The organism is Streptomyces sp. NPDC104381 (genome assembly GCF_055583745.1).
The window spans coordinates 38,096-62,032 of sequence record NZ_JBVJNK010000008.1; the positions used below are offsets into that span (position 1 = coordinate 38,096).

Genomic DNA, 23,937 nt, shown 5'->3' on the forward strand with positions numbered 1-23,937 from the left:
CAGTGGTGGACCCGGCCGAACCTACCGGCCCGTGGGCACTTTCTGTCAACAGTCGTTCGACCTGCTGTTTCTTCCGGAAATGCCAGGTCAGGGCCCAGGACTCGCAGGTCGTGGCCGAGCCTCCGCGCCTTCGATCGGCGGTACGAAATGTCCCGACGTCACTCGTTCGGCCTTACGTAGACAGTTTGTCCGAAGACCACGGTCCGCAGGCAGACCGGAAGCTCGGCGCCCGGCCTGAGATCGGGCAGCCCCGGGGTGCCGGAGCGGGGGTCGGTGGACCAGCGCGCGACCCGGTCGTCCGGGGCCTGGACCAGCAGGTCTCCGGTGCGCCAGACGGCGTAGTCCGCCGGGGCCCCCGGGACGAGCACACCGCCGTCGTCCCGTCCCACGGCACGCCAGCCGCCCCGGGTGTGCGCGGTGAAACCGGCCCGTGCGGAGACACGGTGGCCGGGCGTGCGGTGATGGGCGGCGGCCCGCACGGTGCCCCAGGGATCCAGCGGGGTCACCGGGCTGTCCGAGCCGAAGGCGAGGGGCACGCCCGCGCGCAGCAGGGCCGCGTACGGGTTGAGGGTGGCGGCGCGCTCCGCGCCCAGGCGCCGGGCGTACATGCCGTCCGGGCCTCCCCAGGCCGCGTCGAAGGCGGGCTGGACGGAGGCGGTGAGGCCCAGCTCCGCGAAGGCGGCGACGGTCTCGGGGGTGAGCATCTCGGCGTGTTCCACCCGGTGCCTGGCCGCCCGGACGCGGGCGAGGCCGAGGGTCTCCGCTGCGGCCCTGACGCCGGCGACCACGGCGGAGACCGCGGCGTCGCCGATGGCGTGGAAGCCCGCCTGGAGCCCCGCCTCGGTGCACGCCGTCACGTGCGCGGCGATGGCGGCGGCGTCGAGCCGGGCCGTGCCGGTGTGCGGGGCGTCGGCGTAGGGCTCGTGCAGGTGTGCGGTGTGGGAGCCGAGGGAGCCGTCGACGAAGAGGTCTCCGGCCGCGCCGATGGCGCCGAGCTCCCGGATCCGGCGGGCGCTCTTCTCGCCCTCGACGGCCTCGGCCCAGTATCCGAAGACCCGGGGGCCCGGCTCCTCCGAGGCGAGCCTCAGCAGCCCGGTGAAGTCCTCCTCGTCGGAGATCTCGGGGCCCGCGCACTCGTGGACGGTGCCGATCCCGAGCGAGGCCGCGTGCGCCAGGGCGGCGCGCTGGGCCCGGGCCCGCTGGGCCGGGGTGACGGCGCCGTGGGCGGCCGCCCGCACCGCGTGGTGGGCGTCGCCGGTCAGGGGGGCGTCGGGGTGACAGCCGGCCAGCCCGGTGACACCGGGGACCAGGTCCAGGAGCGCCGTGGTCACGACGGCGGAGTGGACGTCGACACGGGGCAGATAGAGGGCCCGGCCGCCGGCCGCCTCGTCGAGCTCGGCGCGCGACGGGGGCCGCTGCTCGGGCCAGCGGGCGGCGTCCCATCCATGGCCGAGGATCACCCCGGCGCCCGCCTCTCCGTTCGCGAACGCACGCACCAGCCCGAGGGCTTCGGCGAGCGTGCGCGCACCGGAGAGGTCCAGCCCGGTGAGGGCGAGTCCGGTCGACGTGGTGTGGACGTGGGAGTCGGTGAAGGCCGGGGTGACCAGGGCCCCTTCCAGGTCGACCACCTCGTCGACGCCGCTCGCGAAGGCGTCGGCCGCCCCTTCGGAGCCCACCCAGGCGACATGCCCGCGTTCGACGACCATCGCGGTGGCGAACGGATCGGCGGGGCTGTGGACGTCTCCACCGCGCAGCAGCACGGTGCGGTGTTCGCTCTGGGGGGCGGTGCTCTCGGTCATGGGACCAGTCTCGCGCCTGCCGTGACCGGTTCCTCCCCCGCCCCCCGCGCAACGCCGGGGAGGGTCCTCAGATACGCGGCGGGCGCGCCTCGTAGGGCGTGGAGAGGACGACGGTCGTACGGGTGGAGACGCCGGCCAGCGTACGGATGCGGGTGAGCAGGTGCTCCAGCTCCAGGGGGCTGGAGACGCGCACCTTGAGGATGTAGTTCTCGTCGCCCGCGACGCTGTGGCACGCCTCCAGCTCCGGCACCCCGGCGAGCCGCTCGGCGATGTCGTCGGGGGCGCTCGGGTCGAAGGGTTTCACCGAGATGAAAGCGGTGAGGGGCAGGCCGACGGCCTCGGGGTCGACGACCGCGGCGTAGCCCCGGATCACCCCGCGCTGCTCCAGCCGGCGGACACGCTGATGAACGGCCGAGGTGGACAGGCCGGTGGCCTTGCCCAGGTCGGTGTAGCTCATCCGCCCGTCCTTGACGAGCAACTCCACAATCTGACGGTCCAGCTCCTCCATGCGGATCAACCTATGGCCCCGGGTCCCTCCAGGCACAGTCGTGGGAGCGCAGGAAGGGCATGTTCGCAGGGCATGTGATGAATGCCACAGGTTTACGCATCGGTAGCCGACGACCTCGCGGTTACGGCCGACTCCCCACGGGAAGTGCTTGCTGTGGCCGAGGCCGTGGCGCCTGGCCGGCCCACCCGAGGGGGGAAAGACCCATGCAGAGCCTGAAGCTCACCGGACGTACCGGACCGGATCCCGACGAGGACGTCTCGTACGCCGCTCCGGACGAGGACGCCGTCGCCGACGCGTACGACACTTTCGAGATGTACCGGGTGATCTGCCCGGACTGCGCCCAGCCGATCGCCCTGCTGGCGGACGAGGACGTGCTTCCCGAGCACGCGCTGTGCCCCACGCCGTGGAACCCGTTCGTCCTCACCGTCTGCCCCGGTACGAACCGCGACGCCTCCCGGGCGCGTCCGGCCGACGCCTCGCCGGGCGTCCAGGAGCAGGAGACCGCCCTGCTGTTGACGCTCCCTCAGGGGCTCGACTGGCGGATGCAGCCCTTCTCGCACGCCGGCGGCCCCGGCTCGCGTCCTCTGCGGTACATGCCGCAGACGCGGCGTCACGCCGCCTGACGGCTCCGCATCTCCGCGCGCACCACGACGGCCGGGCCGGCGTGGTGCGAACGCACCGGCCGGTGGCCGCGGCACCCGAGGAACGGGCGCGCGAATCGGCCGGGCAGTGACCCGAGGCCCCGTGACGGCGTTGGCTCTGTATGACCACGCTGCATTCAACGGCCGGCCCCGTACGCCGCCGTCTCGCCGCACCCACGACCGGAGAATCGGTTCCGCAGCCGGGACCGCAGTCCCGGGAGCCGTCGGCGCAGCCCGCGTCGCACACCACCGACCCGCCCATCTACCGGGCCATGCTGCGTCATTGGGAGGGTGCGGGGCGCACCCTGCCGGGCCGTCATGACCAGGAGTGGAACCGGATCATGACGACACCGGTCTGGTCGGACCGGCCGGTCCGGGTCAGCGCGTCTCGGGACCCGCGAGGTGACGGGCGATGACCATGCGCTGGATCTGATTGGTGCCTTCGACGATCTGGAGCACCTTGGCCTCGCGCATCAGCCGCTCGACCGGGAAGTCGAGGGTGTAGCCGTAGCCGCCGAGGACCTGGACCGCGTCGGTGGTCACCTGCATGGCGGCGTCCGTGCAGAACAGTTTCGCCATCGCCGCCTGCCGCGAGAACGGCAGGCCCGCGTCGCGGAGCCGTGCCGCCTCCAGGTAGAGCGCCCGGCCGGCCTCGATCCGGGTGGCCATGTCGGCGAGCATGAAGCGCAGCCCCTGGAAGTCCGCGATGGGCCGGCCGAACTGGCGCCGGTCGGTGGCGTACCGGACCGCCTCGTCCAGGGCCGCCTGGGCGACGCCGACGGCGCAGGCGGCGATTCCCAGCCGCCCCGAGTCGAGCGCGGACAGGGCGATGGCGAAGCCCTGCCCCTCGTCGCCGATCCGGCGGTCGTCGGAGATCCGTACGCCGTCGAAGTGCAGCTGGGCGGTGGGCGAGCCCTTCATGCCCATCTTCTTCTCCGGGAGGGCGGCGTTCAGGCCCTCGGCGTCGCCGGGCACGAGGAAGGCGGTGATCCCGCGGGGGCCGTCCTCCCCGGTGCGCGCCAGCACCGTGCAGAAGTCGGCGACGCCTCCGTGGGTGATCCAGGCCTTGGTCCCGGTGAGCACCCAGTCCTCGCCGTCCCGCACGGCCCTCGTGCGGAGCGAGGCGGCGTCGGAGCCCGAGGCGGGCTCGGAGAGGCAGTAGGCGCCGAGCAGGCCGCCCGCCAGCATGTCGGGGAGATGGGCGGTCTGTTGTGCCTCGGTGCCGTATCCGGCGAGCGCGTGGCAGGCGAGCGAGTGGACGCTGACGCCGAGGCCGACGGAGAGCCTGGCGGCCGCCAGCTCTTCGAGGACCTGGAGATAGACCTCGTACGGCTGGTCCCCGCCGCCGTGCGCGGAGTCGTACGGAAGGCCGAGCAGGCCGGCTTCGGAGAGGAGGGTGAAGACCGGGCGCGGGAAGAAGCCCGCTTCCTCCTCCTCGGCCGCCCGGGGAGCGATCTCCTTCGACACGATGTCGCGTACGAGCTCGATGAGCTGCCGGGACTCCTCGGTGGGCAGACGGCGTTCCACCGGCTGCTGGGCACGGTCGGACATGACGGCGCTCTCCTCCCTGTCGGGCGTGACGGCGGTCGCGCGCGGGGTGTGCGCCGCACCGCCGGGTGGTCCCGGGCGTTGCCCGGAAATCTACGGCTCCCCAGCCGATCCTGCCTTCCCGGATCACGGGAGGTGCTGGCCAGCGGCTGTGGCGCGTTGAGTATGCCCGATCGGAGCGCGGGCGTCACCGGGTAGCGGGAGCCGTGATCAGGGAAATTGGTCCGAACCATTGACCCAACTGGTCTAGTCCTTCTACGGTCTCCCCCAATGCCTCATCGCGTCCATGCCAACTCCGGTGGACAGGGCAGGCACCCCCCACACCTCCCAAGCCCTCCCCCACGAGGAGCCACAATGACCGGACTTCACCGTCCTCGCGCCCGTCTCCGGGCGTTCGCCGCCACCGTCTGTACCGCCGCGCTCGGGGCCGCTCTGCTCGGCGTCGCCGGTACGTCGTCCGCGGGTGCCGCCCCGGCCGCTTCCGAGGCCGCCGCACCTGCGGCCGCCGAGGCCGCGCCCACCGCGGCCGGCGGCAAGGTGGTCGGATACTTCACCAACTGGGGTGTCTACGACCGCAATTACCACGTCAAGAACATCGAGACGTCGGGCTCGGCCGACAAGCTCACGCACATCAACTACGCCTTCGGGAACGTCCAGGGCGGCAAGTGCACCATCGGCGACAGCTACGCCGACTACGAGAAGGCCTACACCGCCGACCAGTCGGTCGACGGCGTCGCGGACACCTGGGACCAGGAACTCCGGGGCAACTTCAACCAGTTGCGCAAGCTCAAGAAGCTCCACCCCGACCTGAAGGTCATCTGGTCCTTCGGCGGCTGGAGCTGGTCCGGCGGCTTCGGTGAGGCCGCGCAGAACCCGGCCGCCTTCGCCGACTCCTGCTACGACCTGGTCGAGGACCCGCGCTGGGCCGATGTCTTCGACGGCATCGACATCGACTGGGAGTACCCGAACGCCTGCGGGCTGACCTGTGACACCAGTGGCCGTGACGCGTACGGCGAACTCCTCTCGGCGCTGCGGTCCAAGTTCGGCGACGACAACCTGATCACCTCGGCGATCACCGCGGACGGGTCCGACGGCGGCAAGATCGACGCGGTGGACTACGCGGGTGCGGCCAAGTACCTGGACTGGTACAACCCGATGACGTACGACTTCTTCGGCGCGTTCGCGGCGCAGGGGCCGACGGCTCCGCACTCACCGCTGACCTCCTACCCGGGCATCCCGACGGAGGGCTTCAACAGCGACGCGGCGATCTCCAAGCTCAAGGGCCTGGGCATCCCCGCGGAGAAGCTCCTGCTGGGGATCGGCTTCTACGGCCGCGGCTGGACCGGCGTCACCCAGGAGGAGCCGGGCGGTACGGCGACGGGGGCGGCCCCGGGGACGTACGAGGCGGGCATCGAGGACTACAAGGTCCTGAAGAACAGCTGCCCGGCGACGAACACGGTCGCGGGCACGGCGTACGCCCTCTGCGGCAGCAACTGGTGGAGCTACGACACCCCGGCCACCATCGCCACGAAGATGGACTACAAGAACGAGCAGGGCCTGGGAGGCACCTTCTTCTGGGAGCTCAGCGGCGACACGTCGGACGGTGAGCTGATCCGGGCCATCAACTAGCCCCGACGGGGTACACGACCCGCAGGGCGGGTCAGGGGTGGGGTGCCGGGCGGGCGCCCCACCCCACCCGTCGTCCGGGGGTCACATCAGTCCGGCCTGGGTGACGAACATGGCGAGGACGACGACGAGCGTCCAGCCAAGGACGTGCTCCAGGACCTTCGGCCCGTCCTTGGGGCCGCCGGTGCGGGCGCGGGTGTGGGTCCGGTTCTCGGCTGTGGTCGCGGTCATGGCATCTCGCTCGGTCGGTCGGCTGTGGTCGTCCCCCGTGACCCGACCACAGTGCCAGCGGAGACGGCCGGGGCGGTAGAGACCCGGGTCACAGCGGTCGGCCCGGCCGGAAGGCGGCGATCCGCTTCTCCCCGGTGCCGCACGGGAAGCGCCGGATCCCGGGGGCGCCAGGTGTGGGGGACGCCACAGGCCGCGCCCCGGCACCGCTCCGGGCCCGGCCCTCGCCCAGCGTTCGCGACGCCGTCCGGGTGGTGCCACGCTGGAGAGGTGAGCCCGGCGCGGGGCGTACGCCGAGTGACGCCGGGGACCGGGACACCATCGCCCGGACAAGCGAGCGGACCACTCCGCGGCCCTGCGCCGCCGGACGGCGGCCGGGGCGCGGCGCGTGGTCGGAAAGCGTGGCTCGAGATGAAGGCAGTGGTCTACAACGGCCCGCACGACGTCAGCGTCAGCGAAGTCCCCGACGCCAGGATCGAACACCCCAACGACATCATCGTCCGGATCACGTCCACGAACATCTGCGGCTCCGACCTGCACATGTACGAGGGCCGTACGTCCTTCGAGCAGGGGCGCAGCCTCGGGCACGAGAACCTGGGCGAGGTGGTGGAGGTCGGCTCCGGGGTCAGCAAGGTGAAGGTGGGCGAGTACGTGGTCCTGCCCTTCAACATCGCCTGCGGCTTCTGCAAGCAGTGCGAGCGGGGGCTGACGAACTACTGCCTCACGATGCAGCCCGAGCCGGCCATGGCCGGAGCGGCGTACGGGTTCGCCGAGATGGGACCGTACGCCGGGGGCCAGGCGGAGTATCTGCGCGTCCCGTTCGGCGACTTCAACGCGCTGCGGCTGGGCGAGGACGCCGTCGAGCGGCAGAACGACTACGTGATGCTCGCGGACATCTTCCCGACGGGCTACCACGCCACCGAGATGGCCGGGGTGAAGCCCGGCGACCAGACCGTGGTCTTCGGGGCGGGCCCGGTCGGTCTGATGGCCGCGTACTCGGCGGTGCTCAAGGGCGCGGGCCGGGTGTGGGTCGCCGACCACCAGCCGGACCGGCTGACGCTGGCGGAGCACCTGGGGGCGATCGCGATCGACACGAGCAAGGAGGACCCCGCCGAGGTGATCAAGGAGGCCACCCTCGGGCTCGGCGCGGACAACGGCTGTGAGTGCGTGGGCTATCAGGCCCACGATCCGCAGGGGCAGGAGGACGCCTCCCTCACGCTCAACCAGCTCATCGACTCGGTGCGCTTCACCGGCCGGCTCGGTGTCGTCGGGGTGTTCCTGCCCGAGGACCCCGGCGGGGAGAAGGCGCAGAACGAGCTGGAGGCCCAGGGGAAGATCCCGCTGGACTACGGGCTCATGTGGTTCAAGGGCCAGAGCATGGGCACGGGTCAGGCGCCGGTCAAGCGCTACAACCGTGCGCTGCGCGACCTGATCGCCGGCGGCGAGGCCGAGCCGTCCTTCCTGGTCTCGCACGACCTCCCGCTCGACGAGGCGCCCGGCGCGTACGAGAAGTTCGACACGCGCCAGGCCGGCTGGACGAAGGTCGTTCTGCACCCTGAGACCGTGCCCGCCTAGGCAGCCCCCTGGAGGCCGCGCCCGCGTCAGGAACGCAGCTTCCGCAGCTCCGCGGCGAGTGAGCTGATCGCCGCCGGGTTGCGCGGGCTCTCGACGAGGTCCACGTAGTCGAGGACGACGATCCGGTCGTTCTTGACGGCGGAGACGTTCGCGAGAGGCTTGTACGACTTCAGGAACGCCCGCTTCCGCTCGGCGGTGGTGTCCCCGTAGTTGTTGATCACGATGACCTCCGGGTCGCGGGCGACGACGGTCTCCCAGCCCACCGTGGTCCAGCTGTCCTCCAGGTCCTTCATGATGTGGTCGCCGCCGGCCTTGGTGATGATGTCGTGGGGGCCCGCGTAGGCGCCGGAGGTCAGGGGCTTGTCCTGGCCGTCGTCGTAGAGGAAGACCCGCGGGCGGTCGGCGCCCTTCGGGGCCTTGGCCTGCGCCTCGGCCACCTGCTTCCGGAACGAGGCGATGAGCGCGGCGGCCCGGTCCTCGACGTCGAAGATCCGGCCGAGGTTCCGCAGGTCGGTGTAGAGGGCGTCGAGCGGTGCCATGACCCCGCGGGCCTTGCCCTGCCCGTTACGGCAGGACTCGCTGAGCAGATACGAGTCCACGCCCACCCGCTCCAGCGCGGCGGGGGTGAAGCCCTCGCCCTCGCTGAAGCCGTAGTTCCAGCCCGCGAAGACGAGATCGGCACCGGCGTCCAGGACCAGTTCCTTGTTGATCTGCTCCTTCGACAGCCATTTCGTCTTCCGGTACCCGTCCTTCCACGGGACGGAGGTCAGGTCACCCTTGTCGTCGGGCATCACGTATCCGGCCATGTGGTCCTCCAGCCCGAGCGAGAACATGATCTCGGTGATGCCGACGTCATTGGTGACCACCCGCTGCGGCGCCTTGTCGTACGTCTTCTTCTCGCCGCAGTTCTCGACGGTCACCGGGTAGCGGCCGTCGGCCGCCCGGGCGTCGTCGCCCTCCCCTCCTCCCGGGGCGACGTCCGCCCCGCAGCCGGTGAGGGCGAGGGAGACGGTGAGGGCGAGGGCGAGCGCGGCAGGGCGTACGAGGGCACGCATGGTGGTGGGAACTCCTTGGGGCAGGACGGGCGGGACGGGACGGGGCGGGGCGCTCACGCGGCGGGGAGGCGGTCGAGGAGCAGCTGTACGGCGCCGGTCTCGGGGTGCGGCACGCGATGCGCGCGTACGCCGAAGACGCCGGCCAGCAGTTCGGGGGTGAGGACGTCGTGGGGCGCGCCGGAGGCGACGATCCGTCCGGCGTCGATGACGTGGAGGAGGTCGCAGTGGAGCGCGGCGAGGTTGAGGTCGTGCAGGGCGGTGAGCACGGTCAGACCGCTGCCGCGCACCAGCGCGAGAACCTCCAGCTGCTGGGCGATGTCCAGGTGGTTGGTGGGCTCGTCGAGCACCAGCACCCGAGGCCGCTGGGCGAACGCGCGGGCGATCAGGACCCGTTGCTTCTCCCCGCCGGAGAGGGTGAGGAAGCCGCGGTCGGCCAGATGGGCGGCGCCGACGTCCTTCAGCGCGGTCTCGCAGATCCGGCGGTCCTCGTCGGTGGCGCGGGCCATCGCGCCCTGGTGCGGCTGGCGGCCCATGGCCACGATCTCGGCGACGGTGAAGTCGAACTCCGCGGCCACTTCCTGGGGAAGGGCCGCCAGCCTGCGCGCGCTCTCCCGTGCCGTCATCGCCCGCAGGTCCTCGCCGCCGATCCGGACCGAGCCGGCCGAGGGGCGCAGGGCCCGGTAGACGCAGCGCAGCAGGGTCGACTTGCCGCTGCCGTTGGGCCCGACCAGGCCGACGACCTGCCCCGTGCCCGCGCGCAGCGTGACGTCCTCGACGAGGCGCGCGCCGGCGATCTCGACGGTGAGTGTGTCGATGTCGACCTGCATCAGACGCCTCCGAAGGTGTAGGTGCGGCGGCGCATGAGCAGGACGAAGCACGGCACGCCGACGGCGGCGGTCAGTACGCCCACGGGCAGTTCGGCCGGCGCGAGGACCACCCGCGACAGGATGTCCACCCAGATCAGCAGGACGGCGCCCGCGAGGGGCGCGACGGCCAGCAGGCGGCGGTGGTCCGCGCCGACCAGCATCCGTGCGGCGTGCGGGACCATCAGGCCCACGAAGCCGATGGCCCCGCTGACCGCGACGACCGCCCCGGTGACGGCGGCGGAGACGAGGAAGAGCTCCTTGCGCAGGCGGCCGGCGTCGACTCCCAGCGCGGCGGCGGTCTCGTCGCCCATGGCGAGGGTGTTCAGGCGCCGTGCCGACCAGCCGAGGTGGGCGAGGCCGCAGAGCACGGCGCCGGCGGCGATCGGTACGGAGGACCAGTTGGCGCCGCCCAGGCTGCCGAGCAGCCACATCATCGCGGACCGTGCCGCCTCGCCCCGTTCGGCGGCGAACACCATGAAGGTGGTCACGGCCGAGAATCCGTAGTACATGGCGGTGCCGGTCAGCACGAGCCGGAGCGGTGTCAGGCCCCGGGCGGTCCGGGCGATCGTGTACACGAGCACCATGGCGAGGAGCGCGGAGAGGAAGGCCGCCGTGGACAGCGCCCAGACGCCGAGCGCCCCGAAGGCCCCGAAGATCAGCACGGCGTTGGCGCCGACCGCCGCGCCCGAGGAGATGCCGAGGACGAAGGGGTCGGCGAGCGCGTTGCGCACCATCGCCTGTACGGCGACTCCCACGGCCGACAGACCCGCCCCGACGACGGCGGCGAGCACGGAGCGCGGGAAGCGGAGCTCCCAGACGATGGTGTACGAGGAGACCTCGTCCGGGGCGATGACGCCACCGGTCAGTCCCGCCCACAGGTGGTGCAGCGCCTCCCCCCACGTGAGCCCCGACGCGCCGATCCCCGCTCCGCAGGCGAGGGACACCGGGAGCGCGACGCACAGCCCGGTCACGAGGAGGGGCAGGGGGACGCGCCGGGGCGGTATTCGGTCGGGGGGCGTGGCCACAGGCGGATCACTTTCGCCTCGGGCCGTGCCTACGTCATCCAAGGAGCGGCTCGGGACGCCAGGCGCCGTTCGCAGCGCCTCTCGCAGTCCACGGCGATCAACAGGAGCTTCGCCACCGCGGGTGATCGGGCTTACGGAACCGTGTGCGGGTCCGCCTACCGTTGCGGGTCAGCGCCGGAATTCGACCGGACTTCCCCCACGAGGCGTCTGCAGCCTAGCGCGTGCTCCGGGGCTGCCCCGCAGGGGGAAGTGCCGGCAGGCGCGGCGCGTGTTTCCGGCCATCACCGGCCACCCGGGGTACTCGTTTAAGTCAGTCGATTGACTTAAACGGAAGGAGCCATGTCTAGTTGCCCGGGAAGGCGTACCCAGGAAGGCAGTTGACGACGTGGCGAACAGAACCGAGCCTCGCACCGGCCGCGGCGCCGGCACACGCGAGGCCATCATGGCGGCGGCCGAGCGCCTCTACGCCGAGCACGGCCTGTCGAACGTCTCCAACCGGCAGATCGGCGAAGCGGCGGGCCAGGGCAACAACACCGCCGTCAGCTACCACTTCGGCAGCAGGGCGACGCTCGTACGGGCCATCATGAGCAGGCACGGCGCCGAGGTCGACGTGATCCGCGCGCGGTACGTGGAGACCGCGGGCGACAGCACCGACCTGCGGGACTGGGTGCGCTGCTTCATCCGCCCGGTGACCGAGCACAACGCGGCCCTGGGCGTCCCGTCCTGGCACGCGCGTTTCGCCGTGCAGGTCATGACCGATCCCCTCATGCGGGTGCTGGTGGCGGACGAGTCCCTCACCCGCGACAGCCTGCGCCGCACCCTCCAGGGGCTGGGCCGGTGCCTGCACGACCTCGTTCCTCCCGAGGCCCGCAAGGCGCGTGCCGACATGGCCCGCCACCTGATCGTCCACACCTGCGCGGAGCGCGAGTACGCCCTGGCCGAGGACCCGGCCGAGGCCGGCCCCTCCTGGGAGCGGACCGCCGACGCGCTGGAGGACGCGCTGGTGGGACTGCTCGCCGCGCCCACCACCCGCCGCTGAACGACCACCCGGAACCGAACCATCCCGGAAGGGGACACCATGAAGATCACTGTGGACGAGGAGAAGTGCTGCGGGGCCGGCCAGTGCGTACTGATCGCGCCGGAGGTGTTCGACCAGCGTGACGAGGACGGCATCGTCGTCCTCCTCGACGCCGCTCCCCCGGCGGACCGGCACGAGGGGGTCCGTGAGTCCGCCGACCTCTGCCCCGCCGCGGCCATCCACCTCCACGAGGACGCGTGAGCACGCCGTCGGGCGTGCTCGTCGTCGGTGCGGGCGCCGCGGGCCTGGCCGTCGTGGAGGGCCTGCGCCGCAAGGGCTACCGCGAGCGGATCACCCTGCTCGGCGAGGAAGCCGGCCCGCCGTACGACCGGCCGCCCCTGTCGAAGCAGGTACTGGCCGGGACATGGGACGCCGCGCGCACACAGCTCCGTACGCGGGACGTACTCGACGCGCTGGACGCCGAGTTCCTCCTGGGCGAGCGTGCCTCGGCGTTCGACGCCGCCACCCGCACCGTGCGCACGGCGGGCGGGGCGGAGCTGACGGCGGACGCCGTCGTGGTGGCCACCGGACTGCGCGCACGCCGGCTGCCGGGCCTGTCGGGGCCGGCGGGTGTGCATGTGCTGCGGACCCTCGACGACGCCGCACGGCTGCGCGGGGAACTCCTCCGGGCCAGGAGGGTCGTGGTCGTCGGTGACGGGGTGCTCGGCGCGGAGATCGCCGCCACGGCCCGGCTGATGGGCCCTGAGGTGACGCTCACCGGTCCGCAGGCGGCGCCGATGCGGGCCCAGTTGGGCCACGAGGCCGCCGGACTGCTCGCGGCGCTGCACACCGGCCACGGGGTGGAGCTCCGCCCGGACACCCTGGTGGACGGAGTCGAATCCTCCGGCGGGCGTGTCACCGGTGTCCGGGTGGCCGGTGGCGGGACGATCCCCGCCGACCTCGTCGTCGCGGCGGTCGGCAGCACCCCCGCCACGGACTGGCTGGCCGGCAGCGGGCTGGACCTGGCGGACGGCGTGGTCTGCGACTCCCGGTGCCGCGCCGCCGACGGTGTCCATGCCGCCGGGGACGTCGCCCGCTTCCACCACGAGGCGCTCGGCCGGTCCCTGCGGCTGGAGAACCGCACGAGCGCCACCGAGCAGGCGATGCTGGTCGCGGCGAACATCCTGGGCGAGGACCGCCCCTACCGCCCCGTCCCCTACTTCTGGACCGACCAGCTCGGCGTGAAGATCCAGGTGTACGGGCTGCCCACGGCCACCGCCACGATGCACGTCGTCGAGGGCGACCCGGCGCAGGGCCGGTTCGTCGCCCGGTACGACGACGAGGACAGCCCCGTCGCCGTCCTCGGCTGGAACATGCCCAAGCAGGCCCGCCTCCACCGGCAGCACCTCGTCGAGCGGTACGCCCCCGCGCCCCGGCCCGAATCCGCCGCCGCCCCGCGGTGACCGGAAGCCCCCCACCACCACCGGAGAGAAGCCCATGACCAGCACGCCCGCCACCCCCGAAGCCGGCACGCTCGACATCCCCGACTTCCCGGCGCCGCGTTCCCCTGAATGCCCCTTCGCCCCCTCCCCCGGGATGCGGGCGCTGACCGACCACGGGCCGCTCACCCGGGTCCGCTCCTGGGGCGACAGCACTCCCTGGGCCGTCACCGCGCACGCCGAGCAGAAGGCGCTGCTCTCCGACCCGCGCCTGAGCGTGGAGTTCACACGCCCGGGTTTCCCCAGCCCCGTGGACCCGTCGCACGCCCACGCCGGGAGCACCGACCTGAGCTTCGTCGGCATGGACGACCCCGAACACGCCCGGCTGCGCCGCATGGTCAGCGGCGCGTTCACCATCAAGCGCGTCGAGGCCATGCGTCCGCGCGTGCAGGAGATGGCCGACGACTTCATCGACGCCATGCTCCGGGGCCCCGGCCGGGCCGACCTCGTCCAGGATCTGGCCCTGCCCATCCCCTCCCTGGTCATCTCCGAGATGCTCGGTGTCCCTTACGAGGACCATGAGTTCTTCCAGAGCAACAGCAAGGTCATCGTGTCCGCCGTGGCCTCCCCGAAGGAACGCGCGGCCGCCCACGCCGATCTGGCCGGGTACCTCGACGAGCTCGTCGGCCGCAAGCTCACCGAGCCCGGCGACGATCTCCTGTCCAGCCTGTGCGCACAGATCGACAGCGGCGAACTCACGCGCCGCGAGGCCGCCACGATGGGCGTGCTGCTGCTCCTGGGCGGACACGAGACCACCGCGAACATGATCAGCCTGGGTACGCTCCTGCTCCTGCAGCACCCCGCCCAACTCGCCCTGATCCGGGACACGGACGACCCCGCGGTCATCCGCACCGCCGTGGAGGAACTCCTGCGCTACCTCTCCATCGTCCACCTCGGCCGGCGCCGCACCGCCCTGGAGGACATCGAGATCGCGGGTCGCACCATCCGCGCGGGGGACGGCGTGATCCTCCTGGGCGAACTCGCCAACCGCGACCCCGAGGTCTTCCCCGAGCCCGACCGCCTCGACCTCACCCGTAACGCCCGCCACCACCAGGCCTTCGGGGCGGGCAGCCATCACTGCGTCGGCCAGCCCCTGGCGCGCATGGAACTCCAGGTCATCTATCCCACGCTCTTCCGGCGCATCCCCACGCTCCGGACCGTCGAGGGCCTCGACGCGATCCCCTTCAAGTACGACGCCGTCATCTACGGACTGCACGCCCTGCCCGTCACCTGGTAGGCGGCACCTCCAGCCCAGCCCTCTTCCGGGGCGGGCGCCGGCCCGGCCGGGCTCCCTCACCGGGAGCTCCGGCCGGCGGAGCGCACTACTTGCTGATGGCGAAGCGCATCAGGGCGTGCTCGTCGCCCTGCTTGATCTTCCCGGTCGTGTTGATCACTTCGAGCTTCCAGGTGTTGCCGACCCGCAGGGCCTTCGCGACGGCGCAGCCGTTGTCCTGGGTCAGCAGGCTGGGCCAGATGTCTGCCACCTGCTGGACGGTGCCGCCCGTCGCGTCGTAGACCTTGAAGCTGATGTTGCGGGCCTTCTGGAAGGAACTGCCCTTCTTGAAGGCGGCGGCGACGAACACGATCGACGTGATGTTCGCGGGGACCCGTCCGAATTCGACCGTGACGGTTTCGTCGTCCCCTTCGCCGCGCCCTGTCTGGTTGTCGCCGCTGTGCACCAGGGAGCCGTTGCCCAGCGGGTCCAGCGAGTCAAGACCCGCCAGACGCACGGGGTCGGCGCCCTGGACGGCGATGGCGATCAGGTCCAGGTCGGTGCCGGTCTTGCGGCGGAGCATGCCCATGACGCCTCCGCTGGAACCGGCCGTGGGATCCCAGGACACACCGATGGACAGGTGGGTGACTCCGTCCAGGTCCGCCGGCCCGTCTTCTTTGGTGAGCGTAATCATGCGTGGAACATCCTCTGGTGAAGGAACTGGGGTACGGAGAGTCTGCCTGGCGCCGGGGCAGCCCCACTCGCCGGGCCCCACTCCGGCCGGACCGCCGGACCGGACGCAGGCCGGCCCCACCCCGTCAGATCAGCGCGAGCGACCTCAGCACGCGGCGCTGGGACGCGGCCGGTTCCGCAGGCCAGTAGACGTAACAGACGCCTCCCGTCCCGCTCCTGACCGCGCCGTTCGCGTCGTAGCGCTTGGTGCGCAGCCAGATGTTCTCCCACTCCCGCCGGCGGTAGACGCGGCGTACCGCGTCGTTGGACGGCGAAGCGGGGTCGTTGGCGATCACGTCGCCGTCGGCGGTGAAGCCGATGACCGTCATCAGGTGGCCCGAGGTGCCGTATCCGGCCCCGGTCATCTCCTCCTTGAGGAACGACTGGGAGGTGATGACGGGGATGCCGGCGGCGACCAGCTTCTCCACGTCGGCCAGCGACCCGAGCCGGGTGACCACGGCGTTCATGTCCCTGTACGACGCGGCGTAGGCGGCGTTGAAGGGCCAGTTGCCACATCCGTCGTACTGGTGGTCGAAGGTGGAGCGGGCCGCGTGACAGACCTGGGGGTCGGCGATGCCCGGCTTGACCCAGGCCAGGTCCTCGGCGGTGGGCTTCCGGCCCCAGTACTCGATGATCATCTGCGAGGAGGTGGGGCTGCACCAGGCCTCGCCCCCGTTGTCGTACTCCGGGTACTCCCCCACATGGACGTTCTGCGAGTAGCGGGGCACCGCCAGCTCCCGGGCGACGCCGGGGGTCGTGGCGGGGACGGTGAAGCGGTCGGGGACGTCCGAGCCCATGGCGCCGACCCGGTGGACCGTGGGCGTGAGGCGGGTTCCGGGTGTGCGGTGGAGGGTAAGCCGCAGGCGGAAGGAGACCAGCCGGAGCCCGCTCGCCGCGTCGTCCAGGGACAGCGTGTCGGTCCAGACCGTGCTCCTGCCGTCGGTCTGGTCGTCGACCGAGGTACGGCGGATGTCGCCGTCGCCGGAGGCCCAGCGGCCCATCACGTACCAGGGCGTGTCCGTCCCGTCCGCGTAGCCGCCGCGCAGCTCGATCTGGATCCAGGTGCCCTTGGGGGTGTGGGCGTTCCAGGAGGCGATCACCTCGGTCGCGGGGACGGCGAGGCGGTGGACCGGGGAGGTCCAGGTCGCGTACTCCCAGGTGGCGGGGGTGCCCGTGTGCGGGTCGGTGTAGTCGGTGCGTCCCACCGGGGCGGAGATCTCCAGGCCCGCCCGGCGTCCGGCGACGGCCCGGGTGCCTGCGGACGAGCCGCAGCGCCATTCGGTGTACGTACTCCAGAAACGGTTGTCCACGAGCGAGTCGACCGCCGGTGCCGATGAGGTGCGGGTGGGTGCGGCGCCCGCCGGGCCGGCGGAGGCCACGCCGCCCGCCCCGGCCGCGGCCGCGAGCGCGGCGGTGAGCACGGTCCTGCGTGAAGTCGGTCTGGTCATGGGCGGACCCCCGGTCGTTGGCGGATTGGGCTGCGGGTGCCGATCGGTGCGCCAACTATCGCGGGTCGAAGCCGGATCCGGCCAGTGATTCGCCCCGCGCCGCGGCACCAATATTGGTCTGGGCCACTGGCGTGACCTGGGCGGGCGGACCGGGCCGCCGGGGGCTCATAGGGTGGAGGCATGAACGACCTGACGGACCTCGCGCGCCGGCTGCGCTCCCTGCCCCCGTCCTGCGGGCCGGTCCGGCTGGTCGGGGTCGACGGGCACGCGGGGTCCGGCAAGAGCACCTTCGCCGACCGGCTGGCCGCGGCGCTCGGCGGCGCTCCCGTGCTGCGCCTGGACGACCTCGCCACCCATGAGGAGCTCTTCGCCTGGACGGAGCGGCTGCGGGCACAGGTCCTGGATCCGCTCGCGCGGGGCACGTCCGCGCGCTACCACCCGTACGACTGGACGGCCCGGCGCTTCGGCGCGCCGAGGACGCTGGCTCCGGCCCCCGTGATGCTGATCGAGGGGGTGGGCGCCGGGCGGTCCGCGGTCCGGCCGTTCCTCGCGGGGCTGCTGTGGATGGAGGGGGAACGCGAGGCGTCCTGGGAGCAGGGCAGGCGCCGCGACGGCCCCGCCCTCTCCGGGTTCTGGGACGGCTGGGTCCGGGCCGAGCACCGGCATTTCGCCGAGGATCCCTCGTACCCCTTCGCGGACGCGGTGGTACGGAGGGTGCCCACGGGATACGTGTGGCTGGAAGGCCCTCATCCGACAGCGGTGACGAGTCGGATCGTCACGGACAGTGAAGCCTGAGGGCCACCATACCGGTCAGTACGAAAAAGCCGCGAAGCCGCTCCAACTCGGCTTGACCGAGGGGCCGTACAGGTCTTACGTTCTCAATGTGCGGCTTTTCGGAGCCCCCGCAGACGCGAAGCCCCCGGTTGTTCCCCCGTGATCGGGGGCTTCGTTCTGCCCTCACACCCCCGCCGGACCGGCCCCTCCACTCACCCTCGGTCACCACGGACGAAGCGCCGGTTACGTACTTAACCGCTCACTCCCTGTACAGGTACGATGCGTCGCGGGTGTGGTCAATTCCCGTCCCCGGCGCGGTGATTAGCCGCGCCGAGCTGGGCATGCTGTGCGGGCGGGACATTCTGGGGGCACGGTTTGTGGGGGACCTGATGGACATCGGCACGCCGGGCACACAGGCCCCGGCCGACCTTGCCTGGCTGCGTGGGGTGGACGCCTACACTATGGGGGCGTACCCGCAGGCCGAGGAGGAGTTCAGAACCGCGGTGCGGTTCGATCCCGGCATGGCGGACGGCTGGCTGGGACTGCACGCGCTGCGGATCGACACCACCACGGCGCTGTTACGCATGTACCGCCACCGCGAACGCTTCGGCGAGCAGCGCGCCCGCCACCGCCGCACGCTCAACTCCTGGTACTGGCTGGGGTGGTGGGTGCAGCCGGTGCTGGAGAGCCCGCGCGATCTGCTCCTCGCGCACGCCTCGCACTGGCTGGACGGCCGCCATGTGCCGGAGCTGGACCGGGCGCTGGCGGGCCTGCCGCCGGTCGACACCGATCCCCAGGTCCGCTTCCTGCACGCCTGCCGCTCCTATCTGGTCAAGGACTGGGACCAGCTGGTACGCACCACGGAGCAGCTCATCGACGATCCGCTGCTCGGCATCGAGGCGGGGCTCTTCGGCGGGATGGCGCGGGTGCGCCTGGAGATGTACGGGCAGGCGGAGCCCCTGCTGTCCGCCGCGCTGATGCGCTGTCGCAGCGAGCAGCCGCAACGCAAGGAGCTGCGCTACTGGCTGGCGCGTGCCCACGAGGGAACCGGCCGGAGCGCGGCGGCCCTGCCGCTGTACCGGGCGGTGCACCGTGTGGACCCGGCCTTCATGGACACCTCCGCCCGGCTCGCGGCGATCTCCGAGGGCGACGGCTACGACGAGGCCGCCGATCTCGCCGCGGTCTCGCTGGCCGGCTTCGGCGCGGACGGCGTCGGCGCGGAGGCGCAGGCGGACGCCGACATGGGGCTCACCACCGATCTGGTGGACGGGCGTGAGCCCTGGCTCGGCGGCGATCCGCAGGCCCTCCCCGGGTCTGTGGCACCGCCGTCCGGGTCCGGCGGCGCGGCGCGGGAGAAGCCGGGAGCGCCCCGGGCCGCCGCCTTCCCCGCGGGGCCGAGCGACCCGGCGATGCTCGCCCAGGCCCTTGCGGAGCTGGAGCGCATGGTCGGCCTCGAACCGGTGAAACGCCAGGTAAAGGCCCTGTCCGCGCAGCTGAACATGGCGCGCCTGCGGGCGGAGCAGGGGCTCCCGGTGCAGCCCCCGAAGCGCCACTTCGTCTTCTCCGGCCCGTCCGGCACGGGCAAGACGACCGTCGCCCGCATCCTGGGCCGGGTCTTCTACGCCCTCGGGCTCCTCGGCGGCGACCATCTGGTGGAGGCCCAACGCTCCGACCTGGTGGGCGAGTTCCTCGGACAGACCGCGGTGAAGGCCAACGAGCTGATCGATTCGGCGCTCGGCGGGGTGCTGTTCGTGGACGAGGCGTACAGCCTCTCCAACTCCGGTTACAGCAAGGGCGACGCGTACGGGGACGAGGCCTTGCAGGTCCTCCTCAAGCGGGCCGAGGACAACCGGGACCATCTGGTGGTCATCCTCGCCGGCTATCCGGAGGGCATGGGCCGGCTGCTCTCCACCAACCCGGGGCTCTCCTCGCGCTTCACGACCCGGGTCGACTTCCCGAGCTACCGACCCCTCGAACTCACCGCGATCGGCGAGGTGCTGGCCGCCGAGAACGGCGACGTGTGGGACGAGGAGTCGCTCGACGAGCTGCGCAGCATCAGCGGGCACGTGGTCGACCAGGGCTGGATCGACGAACTGGGCAACGGCCGCTTCCTGCGCACCCTGTACGAGAAGAGCTGCGCCTACCGCGATCTGCGGCTGTCGGCTTACACCGCCGCTCCGACCAGGGACGATCTGGCCACGCTGCGGCTGCCGGACCTGATGCAGGCGTACGGCGAGGTGCTGTCGGGGCGGGGTCCGGCGGACCGGGGGAAGCAGGAGCCCGGCACGCTGTGAGCGCGCCGCCGGGCGGCCCCCCGAGGGACCGCCCGGCGGCGGTGATCAGCCCAGCGGAGCCATGGCCTTCGGCGCCTCCACCGTGCGGCGGGGCACCGAGACACGGTGGGCGGGGTCGCGGACCTCGCCGACCAGCATCTCCAGGACGTCCTCCATGGCGACCAGTCCGAGGACCTTGCCCGACGCGTCGGCGACCTGGGCGAGATGCGTGGCCGCGCGGCGCATGACCGTCAGCGCGTCGTCCAGGGGGAGTTCCGCCCGTACGGTGGCCATCGGGCGCCAGATCTGCTGCGGGACGGCCCGCTCGCCGTCCTCCAGCTCCAGGACGTCCTTGACGTGCAGATAGCCCATGAACGGGCCGCCGCCCTCGGCGCAGACCGGAAAGCGCGAGTAGCCGGTCCGCACGGTCAGCTCCTCGATGCGGCGCGGGGTGACGGAGGGGTCCACCGTCACCAGGGACGCACGGTCCAGCAGGACGTCGGTGACGGGCCTGCTGCCCAGTTCGAGGGCGTCCCCGAGGCGTTCCTGCGCCTCCGGTTCCAGCAGACCGGCCATTCCGGCGTCCTCCACCAGCCGGTTGAGCTGCTCACTGGTGAAGACGGCCTCGACCTCGTCCTTGGGCTCGACCTTGAAGAGCCGCAGGACGAGCCGGGCGCAGGCGCCGAGCGCGGAGGTGACGGGCCGGCAGAGCCGGGCGAAGCCGACCAGGCCGGGGCTGAGCCACATCGCGGTCTTCTCGGGTGCGGCCATCGCCAGGTTCTTCGGGACCATCTCGCCGATGACGAGGTGGAGGAAGACCACCGAGACCAGGGCCACCGCGAAGCCGAGCGGGTGGACGAGCCCGTCGGGCACGTGCGCCGCGTGGAAGACGGGCTCCAGCAGGTGGGCGACGGTCGGCTCCGCGACCGCGCCCAGGGTGAGGGAGCAGACGGTGATGCCGAACTGTGCGGCGGCCATCATCTGCGGCAGGTTCTCCAGGCCGTACAGGACCTGTCTGGCCCGGCTCGAACCGTCTGCCGCGAGGGGCTCGACCTGGCTGCGCCGTACGGAGACGAGCGCGAATTCGGCGCCGACGAAGAAGCCGTTCGCCAGGACGAGGAGACCTGCGAAGAGCAGCTGTACGAGGCTCATCGGACGGCCTCCAGCAGGTCCTGGGTGAGGTGCTCCGGCCGGTCCGGCCGTTCCGCCGGGGTGGCCGGTATGTCCGTCAGCCGGACGAAGCGGACCTTCTCGGCCCGGTAGTGGCCGACCTGGCGGACGGAGATCCGCCAGTCGGGCAGTTCGGCCCGGTCACCGGGTGCGGGGATGCGTCCCAGCAGATCGGCGACCAGTCCCGCCACGGTCTCGTACGGTCCCTCGGGTACGTCGAGGCCTATCCGCCGCAGGGTCAGGACCCTGGTGCTGCCCTCCACGTCCCAGCCGGACCGGCCGTCCTCGGCGACGACGGGCGTGAGCTCGGGACGGTCGGCGCCCTCCGCGTCGTGCTCGTCCCTGACCTCGCCGACGAGCTCCTCGATGATGTCCTCGAGGGTGACGACTCCGGCGGTGCCGCCGTACTCGTCGACCACGACGGCTATCGGCTGCTCGCTGCGGAGCCGCTTGAGCAGCTGTTCGACGGGCAGGGTCTCGGGCACCAGGAGCGGTGCCACGGCGATCCGGCTGACCGGGGTGCGCAGCCGGTCCTGCGAGGGGACGGCCAGGGCGTTCTTGAGGTGGACCATGCCGACGACCTCGTCGATGCGGTCCCGGTAGACGGGAAAGCGGGACAGACCGGTGGCCCGCGTGAGGTTGAGTACGTCCGCCGCCGTCGCCGACGCCTGGAGCGCGCTGACCTTCACGCGCGGGGTCATGACGTGCTGGGCGGTGAGCCCGGCGAGCGACAGGGTCCGTACGAAGAGGTCGGCGGTGTCCTGTTCGAGGGTGCCGGCCTCGGCGGAGTGCCGGGCCAGCGAGACCAGCTCGCCCGGTGTCCTGGCCGAGGCGAGTTCGTCGGTGGGTTCGACCCCCAGCAGCCTGACCAGCCGGTTGGCGACCGTGTTCAGCGCGGTGATCACCGGCCGCAGGAGGGTGGAGAAGCGGTGCTGTGGACCGGCGACGAACCGGGCGACCTGGAGCGGCCGGGAGACCGCCCAGTTCTTCGGTACGAGCTCGCCGATCACCATCTGGACGGCGGAGGCGAACAGCATGCCGGTCACGACGCTCACGCCGGGGACGGCCCCTTCGGGCATTCCGGTGGCGGTGAGCGGTCCGGCGAGCAGCTGGGCGAGCGCCGGCTCGGCGAGCATGCCGACGACCAGCGAGGTGATGGTGATGCCCAGCTGGGTGCCGGAGAGCTGGAAGGAGAGTTCGCGCAGGGCGGCGACGACGGTGCGGGCCCGGCGGTCGCCTTCGGTGGCGGCGCGTTCGGCGTCCGGCCGTTCCACCGTGACGAGACCGAATTCGGCCGCCACGAAGAAGCCGTTGGCGAGGATGAGAAGGAATGCCGCGAGGAGCAGCAACAGGGGGGTGGTCATGCCGCCGCCTCCGGGGAGAGGGCGGCGCAGGTACTACCGGACGATCCGTCCATTGCTGGAGGGAGTCACTCCTTGGGTCGCAGGAAAGAGCCCCGCGGCCCGAGGGCCTTCTGGTGCGGGGCGGGGCGCACCCGGTGCGCCACCGGTCCCAGAATAATCGGGATCGGGGCGGACGGGGCAGTGGGCTCAGCCGTTCTCAGTGGCGTCGTTCACTCCGCTGCCGTGGAACTCGGCGAGTGCGCGGAGGGTCCGGGCGTCGCTGATGGCCCGTGCCCTGGCGATTCCGGGCTGGATGCCGAGCGCGGGCATGCTGGTGCCGTCGCTGAGATCGAGGAACACCCAGGGGTCTCCGGCGCGCAGGTTGACGCGGAGGATCTCCGCCCAGGCGAGCCGGCGGGTCCGGGTGATGTTGACGACCCTGACCCCCGTCTCGTCGGCGGTGACATGGGGCCTGCTGAGCAGGGCGAGGACGGCGAAGAAGAGCAGGGCGACGAAGACGAAGCTGGTCCGCTCCCCCGCGCTGAGGTTCTCCAGGACGAAGGCGACGGTGGTGATGACGACGAACATCGCCGCTCCGACGGTCAGCAGGACCACCCGGGTGAGGGTGGGCCTGAAGGTGGCCGGGAGTGCGGGGAGTCCGGGCGGCCTGGGCGCGGGGTCGGACATGGTGGCGCTGTCGTCCTTCGGTGTGCTGTGGGGTCCGGCCGTCAGAGGCGGCAGGCGTGGATGGCCGTCGTGAGGATGGCGCGGGCACCCAGCTCGTACAGGTCGTCCATGATCCGCTGGGCCTCCTTGGAGGCGACCATGGAGCGGACGGCGACCCAGCCCTCGTGGTGCAGGGGGGAGATCGTCGGCGACTCCAGGCCCGGGGTGAGGGCGACGGCGCGCTCCAGGTGCTCGACCCGGCAGTCGTAGTCCATCATCACGTACGAGCGGGCGACCAGGACGCCCTGGAGGCGGCGCAGGAACTGCTGCACCTTGGGGTCCTCGGCGTCGGCGCCCGTGCGGCGGATCACGACGGCTTCCGACGTCATGATCGGCTCGCCGATGACCTCCAGGCCCGCGTTGCGCAGGCTGGTGCCGGTCTCGACGACATCGGCGATGATCTGCGCGACCCCGAGCTCGATGGCCGTCTCCACGGCGCCGTCGAGGTGGACGACGGAGGCGTTGACGCCCTCCTCGGCGAGGTGCTTCGCCACGATGCCCTCGTACGAGGTGGCGATCGTCATGCCGTCGAAGTCCTTGGGGCCGGTGGCCGTGCCGGGCTTGGTGGCGTAACGGAAGGTGGAGCGCGCGAAGCCGAGCTGGAGGATCTCCTCGGCCTCGGCCCCGGAGTCCAGCAGCAGATCGCGGCCGGTGATGCCGATGTCCAGCCGGCCGGAGCTGACGTAGATCGCGATGTCGCGCGGCCGCAGGTAGAAGAACTCCACCTCGTTGGTCGGGTCGACCAGGACGAGTTCCTTCGACTCCTTGCGCTGCCGGTAGCCCGCCTCATGGAGCATCGCCATCGCAGGCCCGGAGATTGCACCCTTGTTGGGGACGGCGATGCGCAGCATGAGGTCAGGTTTCCTTTGT

The 23,937-nt window shown here is 71.9% G+C and carries 22 protein-coding genes; 9 read left to right on the forward strand and 13 right to left on the reverse strand.

Annotated elements, in window-relative coordinates:
• Positions 1 to 158: 158 nt before the first annotated feature.
• Together ACZ607_RS26840 and ACZ607_RS26845 are read right to left on the reverse strand one after the other, a co-directional pair.
• The gene (locus tag ACZ607_RS26840) at positions 159 to 1,799 is read right to left on the reverse strand and encodes an amidohydrolase (protein WP_469738614.1); all 1,641 of its coding nucleotides are present in this window, start codon (positions 1,797 to 1,799) and stop codon (positions 159 to 161) included.
• 67 nt (positions 1,800 to 1,866) lie between these two features.
• Complete coding sequence (locus ACZ607_RS26845) at positions 1,867 to 2,307, reverse strand: Lrp/AsnC family transcriptional regulator (RefSeq protein ID WP_033304241.1); 441 nt, start codon at positions 2,305 to 2,307, stop codon at positions 1,867 to 1,869.
• Between the two features lie 203 nt (positions 2,308 to 2,510).
• Here ACZ607_RS26845 and ACZ607_RS26850 point away from each other — a divergent pair, with 203 nt between their 5' ends.
• On the forward strand, positions 2,511 to 2,930 hold the full coding sequence (locus tag ACZ607_RS26850; protein ID WP_469738616.1) for a hypothetical protein: 420 nt from the start codon (positions 2,511 to 2,513) through the stop codon (positions 2,928 to 2,930).
• A gap of 396 nt (positions 2,931 to 3,326) precedes the next feature.
• Here ACZ607_RS26850 and ACZ607_RS26855 read toward each other — a convergent pair whose 3' ends face one another.
• On the reverse strand, positions 3,327 to 4,499 hold the full coding sequence (locus tag ACZ607_RS26855; protein ID WP_469738618.1) for an acyl-CoA dehydrogenase family protein: 1,173 nt from the start codon (positions 4,497 to 4,499) through the stop codon (positions 3,327 to 3,329).
• Between the two features lie 351 nt (positions 4,500 to 4,850).
• Here ACZ607_RS26855 and ACZ607_RS26860 point away from each other — a divergent pair, with 351 nt between their 5' ends.
• A complete protein-coding gene (locus ACZ607_RS26860) occupies positions 4,851 to 6,125 on the forward strand; it encodes a glycoside hydrolase family 18 protein (protein ID WP_469738620.1) in 1,275 nt (424 codons plus the stop codon).
• A gap of 81 nt (positions 6,126 to 6,206) precedes the next feature.
• On the opposite strand, the gene ACZ607_RS26865 is transcribed toward ACZ607_RS26860, so the two are convergent.
• A complete protein-coding gene (locus ACZ607_RS26865; protein WP_469738622.1) occupies positions 6,207 to 6,353 on the reverse strand; it encodes an SCO1431 family membrane protein in 147 nt (48 codons plus the stop codon).
• A 408-nt stretch (positions 6,354 to 6,761) separates the two neighbouring features.
• Here ACZ607_RS26865 and ACZ607_RS26870 point away from each other — a divergent pair, with 408 nt between their 5' ends.
• Positions 6,762 to 7,925 (forward strand): glutathione-independent formaldehyde dehydrogenase, encoded by a 1,164-nt coding sequence (locus tag ACZ607_RS26870; RefSeq protein WP_469738624.1) that lies wholly within the window; start codon positions 6,762 to 6,764, stop codon positions 7,923 to 7,925.
• Positions 7,926 to 7,951: 26 nt separating this feature from the next.
• On the opposite strand, the gene ACZ607_RS26875 is transcribed toward ACZ607_RS26870, so the two are convergent.
• Genes ACZ607_RS26875 through ACZ607_RS26885 form a run of 3 tightly spaced genes read right to left on the reverse strand, consistent with a single transcriptional unit; the run spans position 7,952 to position 10,871 of the window.
• Positions 7,952 to 8,980 (reverse strand): ABC transporter substrate-binding protein, encoded by a 1,029-nt coding sequence (locus ACZ607_RS26875; protein ID WP_469738626.1) that lies wholly within the window; start codon positions 8,978 to 8,980, stop codon positions 7,952 to 7,954.
• 53 nt (positions 8,981 to 9,033) lie between these two features.
• Positions 9,034 to 9,807: an ABC transporter ATP-binding protein gene (locus tag ACZ607_RS26880; RefSeq protein WP_469738628.1), complete on the reverse strand. Its 774-nt coding sequence runs from the start codon at positions 9,805 to 9,807 to the stop codon at positions 9,034 to 9,036.
• Positions 9,807 to 10,871, reverse strand: a complete 1,065-nt coding sequence (locus tag ACZ607_RS26885; RefSeq protein WP_469738630.1) for a FecCD family ABC transporter permease — start codon at positions 10,869 to 10,871, stop codon at positions 9,807 to 9,809. Before ACZ607_RS26885 ends, ACZ607_RS26880 begins: the two co-directional genes overlap by 1 nt.
• Before the next feature lie 442 nt (positions 10,872 to 11,313).
• On the opposite strand from ACZ607_RS26885, the gene ACZ607_RS26890 reads away from it, so the two are divergent.
• The 4 genes from ACZ607_RS26890 to ACZ607_RS26905 are packed head-to-tail and all read left to right on the forward strand — an operon-like array spanning position 11,314 to position 14,625.
• Positions 11,314 to 11,910: a TetR/AcrR family transcriptional regulator gene (locus ACZ607_RS26890; protein WP_469739342.1), complete on the forward strand. Its 597-nt coding sequence runs from the start codon at positions 11,314 to 11,316 to the stop codon at positions 11,908 to 11,910.
• Positions 11,911 to 11,949: 39 nt separating this feature from the next.
• Entirely contained in the window at positions 11,950 to 12,150 is a 201-nt protein-coding gene (locus ACZ607_RS26895; protein WP_124279790.1) for a ferredoxin, read from the forward strand.
• A complete protein-coding gene (locus tag ACZ607_RS26900) occupies positions 12,147 to 13,352 on the forward strand; it encodes an NAD(P)/FAD-dependent oxidoreductase (protein WP_469738632.1) in 1,206 nt (401 codons plus the stop codon). The genes ACZ607_RS26895 and ACZ607_RS26900 overlap by 4 nt, the downstream gene beginning before the upstream one ends.
• Positions 13,353 to 13,386: 34 nt before the next feature.
• Positions 13,387 to 14,625 carry a cytochrome P450 gene (locus ACZ607_RS26905; protein ID WP_469738634.1) on the forward strand — a complete coding sequence of 413 codons (1,239 nt, stop codon included), beginning with the start codon at positions 13,387 to 13,389 and terminating at the stop codon, positions 14,623 to 14,625.
• An 85-nt stretch (positions 14,626 to 14,710) separates the two neighbouring features.
• Here the strand turns inward: ACZ607_RS26905 and ACZ607_RS26910 are convergent, their stop codons facing one another.
• A complete protein-coding gene (locus ACZ607_RS26910) occupies positions 14,711 to 15,295 on the reverse strand; it encodes a TerD family protein (RefSeq protein ID WP_469738636.1) in 585 nt (194 codons plus the stop codon).
• A gap of 124 nt (positions 15,296 to 15,419) precedes the next feature.
• Positions 15,420 to 16,781 carry a peptidase C39 family protein gene (locus ACZ607_RS26915; RefSeq protein WP_469738638.1) on the reverse strand — a complete coding sequence of 454 codons (1,362 nt, stop codon included), beginning with the start codon at positions 16,779 to 16,781 and terminating at the stop codon, positions 15,420 to 15,422.
• A 180-nt stretch (positions 16,782 to 16,961) separates the two neighbouring features.
• On the opposite strand from ACZ607_RS26915, the gene ACZ607_RS26920 reads away from it, so the two are divergent.
• On the forward strand, positions 16,962 to 17,576 hold the full coding sequence (locus ACZ607_RS26920) for a uridine kinase family protein (protein WP_469738640.1): 615 nt from the start codon (positions 16,962 to 16,964) through the stop codon (positions 17,574 to 17,576).
• Positions 17,577 to 17,944: 368 nt separating this feature from the next.
• The gene (locus ACZ607_RS26925) at positions 17,945 to 19,849 is read left to right on the forward strand and encodes an AAA family ATPase (RefSeq protein WP_469738642.1); all 1,905 of its coding nucleotides are present in this window, start codon (positions 17,945 to 17,947) and stop codon (positions 19,847 to 19,849) included.
• A gap of 45 nt (positions 19,850 to 19,894) precedes the next feature.
• Here the strand turns inward: ACZ607_RS26925 and ACZ607_RS26930 are convergent, their stop codons facing one another.
• The 4 genes from ACZ607_RS26930 to hisG form a co-directional block, all read right to left on the reverse strand.
• On the reverse strand, positions 19,895 to 20,980 hold the full coding sequence (locus ACZ607_RS26930; RefSeq protein ID WP_124279783.1) for a hemolysin family protein: 1,086 nt from the start codon (positions 20,978 to 20,980) through the stop codon (positions 19,895 to 19,897).
• A complete protein-coding gene (locus ACZ607_RS26935; protein WP_469738644.1) occupies positions 20,977 to 22,362 on the reverse strand; it encodes a hemolysin family protein in 1,386 nt (461 codons plus the stop codon). The genes ACZ607_RS26930 and ACZ607_RS26935 overlap by 4 nt, the downstream gene beginning before the upstream one ends.
• 186 nt (positions 22,363 to 22,548) lie before the next feature.
• Entirely contained in the window at positions 22,549 to 23,028 is a 480-nt protein-coding gene (locus tag ACZ607_RS26940; protein ID WP_469738646.1) for a PH domain-containing protein, read from the reverse strand.
• A 41-nt stretch (positions 23,029 to 23,069) separates the two neighbouring features.
• The gene (gene hisG / locus ACZ607_RS26945) at positions 23,070 to 23,918 is read right to left on the reverse strand and encodes an ATP phosphoribosyltransferase (RefSeq protein WP_469738648.1); all 849 of its coding nucleotides are present in this window, start codon (positions 23,916 to 23,918) and stop codon (positions 23,070 to 23,072) included.
• Positions 23,919 to 23,937: the final 19 nt, after the last annotated feature.

What these genes read in the sequence shown, in the direction of transcription:
- ACZ607_RS26870 (WP_469738624.1), top strand. Translation starts at nt 6,762, where the DNA reads ATGAAGGCAGTGGTCTACAACGGCCCGCACGACGTCAGCGTCAGCGAA.
- ACZ607_RS26840 (WP_469738614.1), bottom strand. Translation starts at nt 1,799, where the DNA reads ATGACCGAGAGCACCGCCCCCCAGAGCGAACACCGCACCGTGCTGCTG.
- ACZ607_RS26865 (WP_469738622.1), bottom strand. Translation starts at nt 6,353, where the DNA reads ATGACCGCGACCACAGCCGAGAACCGGACCCACACCCGCGCCCGCACC.
- ACZ607_RS26850 (WP_469738616.1), top strand. Translation starts at nt 2,511, where the DNA reads ATGCAGAGCCTGAAGCTCACCGGACGTACCGGACCGGATCCCGACGAG.
- ACZ607_RS26855 (WP_469738618.1), bottom strand. Translation starts at nt 4,499, where the DNA reads ATGTCCGACCGTGCCCAGCAGCCGGTGGAACGCCGTCTGCCCACCGAG.
- ACZ607_RS26940 (WP_469738646.1), bottom strand. Translation starts at nt 23,028, where the DNA reads ATGTCCGACCCCGCGCCCAGGCCGCCCGGACTCCCCGCACTCCCGGCC.
- ACZ607_RS26920 (WP_469738640.1), top strand. Translation starts at nt 16,962, where the DNA reads ATGAACGACCTGACGGACCTCGCGCGCCGGCTGCGCTCCCTGCCCCCG.
- ACZ607_RS26910 (WP_469738636.1), bottom strand. Translation starts at nt 15,295, where the DNA reads ATGATTACGCTCACCAAAGAAGACGGGCCGGCGGACCTGGACGGAGTC.
- ACZ607_RS26880 (WP_469738628.1), bottom strand. Translation starts at nt 9,807, where the DNA reads ATGCAGGTCGACATCGACACACTCACCGTCGAGATCGCCGGCGCGCGC.
- ACZ607_RS26875 (WP_469738626.1), bottom strand. Translation starts at nt 8,980, where the DNA reads ATGCGTGCCCTCGTACGCCCTGCCGCGCTCGCCCTCGCCCTCACCGTC.
- ACZ607_RS26935 (WP_469738644.1), bottom strand. Translation starts at nt 22,362, where the DNA reads ATGACCACCCCCCTGTTGCTGCTCCTCGCGGCATTCCTTCTCATCCTC.
- ACZ607_RS26890 (WP_469739342.1), top strand. Translation starts at nt 11,314, where the DNA reads ATGGCGGCGGCCGAGCGCCTCTACGCCGAGCACGGCCTGTCGAACGTC.
- hisG (WP_469738648.1), bottom strand. Translation starts at nt 23,918, where the DNA reads ATGCTGCGCATCGCCGTCCCCAACAAGGGTGCAATCTCCGGGCCTGCG.
- ACZ607_RS26915 (WP_469738638.1), bottom strand. Translation starts at nt 16,781, where the DNA reads ATGACCAGACCGACTTCACGCAGGACCGTGCTCACCGCCGCGCTCGCG.
- ACZ607_RS26845 (WP_033304241.1), bottom strand. Translation starts at nt 2,307, where the DNA reads ATGGAGGAGCTGGACCGTCAGATTGTGGAGTTGCTCGTCAAGGACGGG.
- ACZ607_RS26860 (WP_469738620.1), top strand. Translation starts at nt 4,851, where the DNA reads ATGACCGGACTTCACCGTCCTCGCGCCCGTCTCCGGGCGTTCGCCGCC.
- ACZ607_RS26930 (WP_124279783.1), bottom strand. Translation starts at nt 20,980, where the DNA reads ATGAGCCTCGTACAGCTGCTCTTCGCAGGTCTCCTCGTCCTGGCGAAC.
- ACZ607_RS26925 (WP_469738642.1), top strand. Translation starts at nt 17,945, where the DNA reads ATGGACATCGGCACGCCGGGCACACAGGCCCCGGCCGACCTTGCCTGG.
- ACZ607_RS26895 (WP_124279790.1), top strand. Translation starts at nt 11,950, where the DNA reads ATGAAGATCACTGTGGACGAGGAGAAGTGCTGCGGGGCCGGCCAGTGC.
- ACZ607_RS26905 (WP_469738634.1), top strand. Translation starts at nt 13,387, where the DNA reads ATGACCAGCACGCCCGCCACCCCCGAAGCCGGCACGCTCGACATCCCC.